Origin of the sequence: Nonomuraea sp. SBT364, from assembly GCF_001083785.1 — a bacterium.
GTDB lineage: Bacteria > Actinomycetota > Actinomycetes > Streptosporangiales > Streptosporangiaceae > Nonomuraea.
The window spans coordinates 1-2,750 of record NZ_LAVL01000323.1 but is presented as its reverse complement, the minus strand read 5'-3'; the positions used below and the strand labels follow the sequence as shown (position 1 = coordinate 2,750).

The following is a 2,750-nucleotide window of genomic DNA, read 5'->3' as shown; positions in this document are numbered from 1 at the left end:
CGTCCGGGCGGTGCTGTCCTGTCCGGGGGCCTGCCCTGCCCGGGCGGTGCCGTCCGTCCGGACGGTTCATCACCTCCGAAGGGTCAGTCCCCTCCGGGTGGGCGGCTCCTCTGGGGGGGCAGCCCCCTCCGGGTGGGCCGTCCTTCCGGGCGGGCGTCCCGCCCTGGGAGAGGTGGCCCCTCTTGGGGAGGTGGCTGAGGCTGCCCCTCCCAGGGAGGTGCCCCTCCTGAGGGACGCTGCCTCTCATCGGGCTGCCCCCCGGGAGGGGCATCCGTCTCCGGGCGGGCCTGCCTCCGGGGGTGGGCCTGCTTGGGAGCGCCTCTCGTGAGGGAGGTCCTGGGAGGGCTGTCCCTTTTGGGGGCCATCCGCCGCGGGGCCGCCCACGGGAGGGGCGTGGCCGGGCGGGGTCGGCCGCTTCCGAGGTCCGCCGGATGGTCCCCTCCAACCCCCCTGGATGGGCCGTCCTTCCAGGCGGGGTGTGCGTTCCGGGGAGGCTGCCCGGCCTTTCGGGGGCTTGGGCGGTGCGCTTCTCCGTAGGGGCGGACGGGAGGGGTCGCAGCGTCTGAGGGTTCCCTCAAGCGCCTGGGCGGTGGTCCGTGGGAAGGTCACGTCCACGGACGTGGTGTATGAATCGCTCCTCGCGCGATCCTGTTTCTGCAGGTTAAGCGGTAAGTGTCTGCGGGAGAGTGTTCTGGGCGGGTGTGTCGCCACCGATCACTCGGACGCGGGCCTTGGCCAGGACGTCCAGGCCCATGTAGCGGCGTGCTTCGACCCACTCGTCGGTCTGCTCGGCCAGCACGGCGCCGACCAGTCGGATGATCGAGGGGCGGTCGGGGAAGATGCCCACCACGTCGGTGCGGCGGCGGATCTCCTTGTTCAGCCGTTCCTGCGGGTTGTTGGACCAGATCTGCGGCCAGATCTCGCGGGGGAAGGCGGCGAAGGCGATCAAGTCCTCTCGGGCGGCGTCCAGATGTTCGGCGGCGGCCGGGTGCTTGGCCTCGAGCGTTTGCACCACCCAGGCGTGCTGGGCGCGCACCGAGGCCGCGTCGGGCTGGTCGAAGATGGTGCGCACCAGGGTGGCCACGAACGGCTGCGCGGACTTGCTGACGCAGGTCAGCAGGTTGCGCAGGTAGTGACTGCGACAGCGTTGCCAGGACGCGCCGGCCAGCGTGGCGCCGATCGCGGCCACCAGCCCAGCGTGGCAGTCGGAGATCACCAGCTGCACCCCGGACAGGCCCCGGGCGACCAGATCGCGCAGGAACGCCAGCCAGCCCGCGCCGTCTTCGGTGCTGGTGACCTGCAGGCCGAGGATCTCCCGCCGGCCGTCGGCGTTCACCCCGGTGGCGACCAGGACGTGCACGTTGATGATCCGGCCGCCCTCACGCACCTTCTGCGTCAGCGCGTCCAGCCACACGAACGTGTACGGGCCGGCGTCCAAAGCGCGGGTGCGGAACGCCTCGACCTGGGCGTCCAGCGTCTTGGCCATCTGCGAGACCTGGCTTTTGGAGATGTGCTTGATGCCGAGCTGCTCGATCAGCTTGTCCACCCGGCGGGTCGAGACTCCGAGCAGGTAGCTGGTGGCCACGACGCTGATCAGCGCCTGCTCGGCCCGGCGGCGGCGTTCCAGCAGCCAGTCGGGGAAGTACGAGCCCGAGCGCAGCTTCGGGATGGCCAGCTCGATGCTGCCTGCACGGGTGTCCCAGTCGCGGGTGCGGTAGCCGTTGCGCCGGTTGGTCCGCTCCTCGTTGCGCTCGCCGTAGCCGGCCCCGCACAGGTTGTCTGCCTCGGCCGACATCAACGACTCGGCCATGGTCTTCACCATGGATCGCAACAAGTCGGGGTCCCCGGTCTGGATCTGCTTCGCCAGCCACTGCTCGGGCGTCACACTGTTGTCCGCGGCCATCACGTGCCTCCTTCGATCTTGGGTTTGCGCCTTCGAAGGATCACGCGATGGCCGTCACCATTTCACGACGCCACGCCTGTTGACCAGGTCAAACTCATACACCACTTCCGTGGACGCAACCCCGTGGGAAGGGGGGGATCGTTCGGTGGGAGGGCGTTTGGGGATGAATGCCGTCATGACCACACAAAGGCTAGGAATCGACGAGCTGCTCACGACCACCCGGAGCGTACGCAAGCGCCTGGACCTGGGCAGGCCGGTGCCGTTGGAGCTGGTGCGGGAGTGCCTGGAGATCGCCCTGCAGGCTCCGACCGGCGGGAACCGGCAGGGGTGGGAGTGGGTGGTGGTGACCGACGCGGAGACCAGGGCCCGGATCGGTGAGTACTACGGCCGGTCGGTACGGGCGTACCACGCGTCGGGCTCGTCGGCCGGGAACCTGTTCCAGGACGATCCGGCGCGGGCGGAGGCGCAGCAGCGGGTGTCGGCCAGCTCGGCGTACCTGGGCGAGCACATGGGTGAACTCCGGTGCTGGTGCTGCCCTGCATCAGGGTGCCGGACGGGAAGCTGCCGCAGGGCAGTCAGGCCGGGCTGTGGGGCTCGCTGCTGCCGGCGGCGTGGAGCTACATGCTGGCCGCCCGCGCCCGCGGCCTGGGCACCGCCTGGACCACGCTGCACCTGGCGTACGAGAGCGAGGTGGCGGAGCTGCTGGGCCTTCCCGGCGACGTCCGCCAGGGCGCCCTGATCCCGACCGCCTATTACACCGGCGACACGTTCAGGCCGGCCCGCCGTCAGCCGCTGGACGAGGTCCTGCACCTGGACCGCTGGACCGGCTGACCGTACGGCGGCCCCG

General features: G+C 70.6%; 3 protein-coding genes and 1 pseudogene. 2 read left to right on the top strand and 2 right to left on the bottom strand.

Annotation, left to right across the window (positions count from 1 at the left end):
• Nucleotides 1-661 precede the first annotated feature (661 nt).
• A complete protein-coding gene (locus ADY59_RS47010) occupies nt 662-1,903 on the bottom strand; it encodes an IS256 family transposase (protein ID WP_049577796.1) in 1,242 nt (413 codons plus the stop codon).
• Here ADY59_RS47010 and ADY59_RS53830 point away from each other — a divergent pair.
• A pseudogene (locus tag ADY59_RS53830) lies at nt 1,809-2,246 on the top strand (nitroreductase family protein); the annotation flags it as partial. The gene ADY59_RS47010 and the pseudogene ADY59_RS53830 sit on opposite strands and share 95 nt — an antisense overlap.
• 38 nt (nt 2,247-2,284) lie before the next feature.
• On the opposite strand, the gene ADY59_RS53645 reads toward ADY59_RS53830, so the two are convergent.
• Nucleotides 2,285-2,413, bottom strand: coding sequence for a hypothetical protein (locus ADY59_RS53645; RefSeq protein WP_269433702.1), 129 nt, complete (start codon nt 2,411-2,413; stop codon nt 2,285-2,287).
• A 12-nt stretch (nt 2,414-2,425) separates the two neighbouring features.
• Between ADY59_RS53645 and ADY59_RS53150 the strand changes: the two genes are divergently transcribed.
• Nucleotides 2,426-2,734, top strand: a complete 309-nt coding sequence (locus ADY59_RS53150) for a nitroreductase family protein (RefSeq protein WP_231619244.1) — start codon at nt 2,426-2,428, stop codon at nt 2,732-2,734.
• The last annotated feature ends 16 nt before the right edge of the window (nt 2,735-2,750 follow it).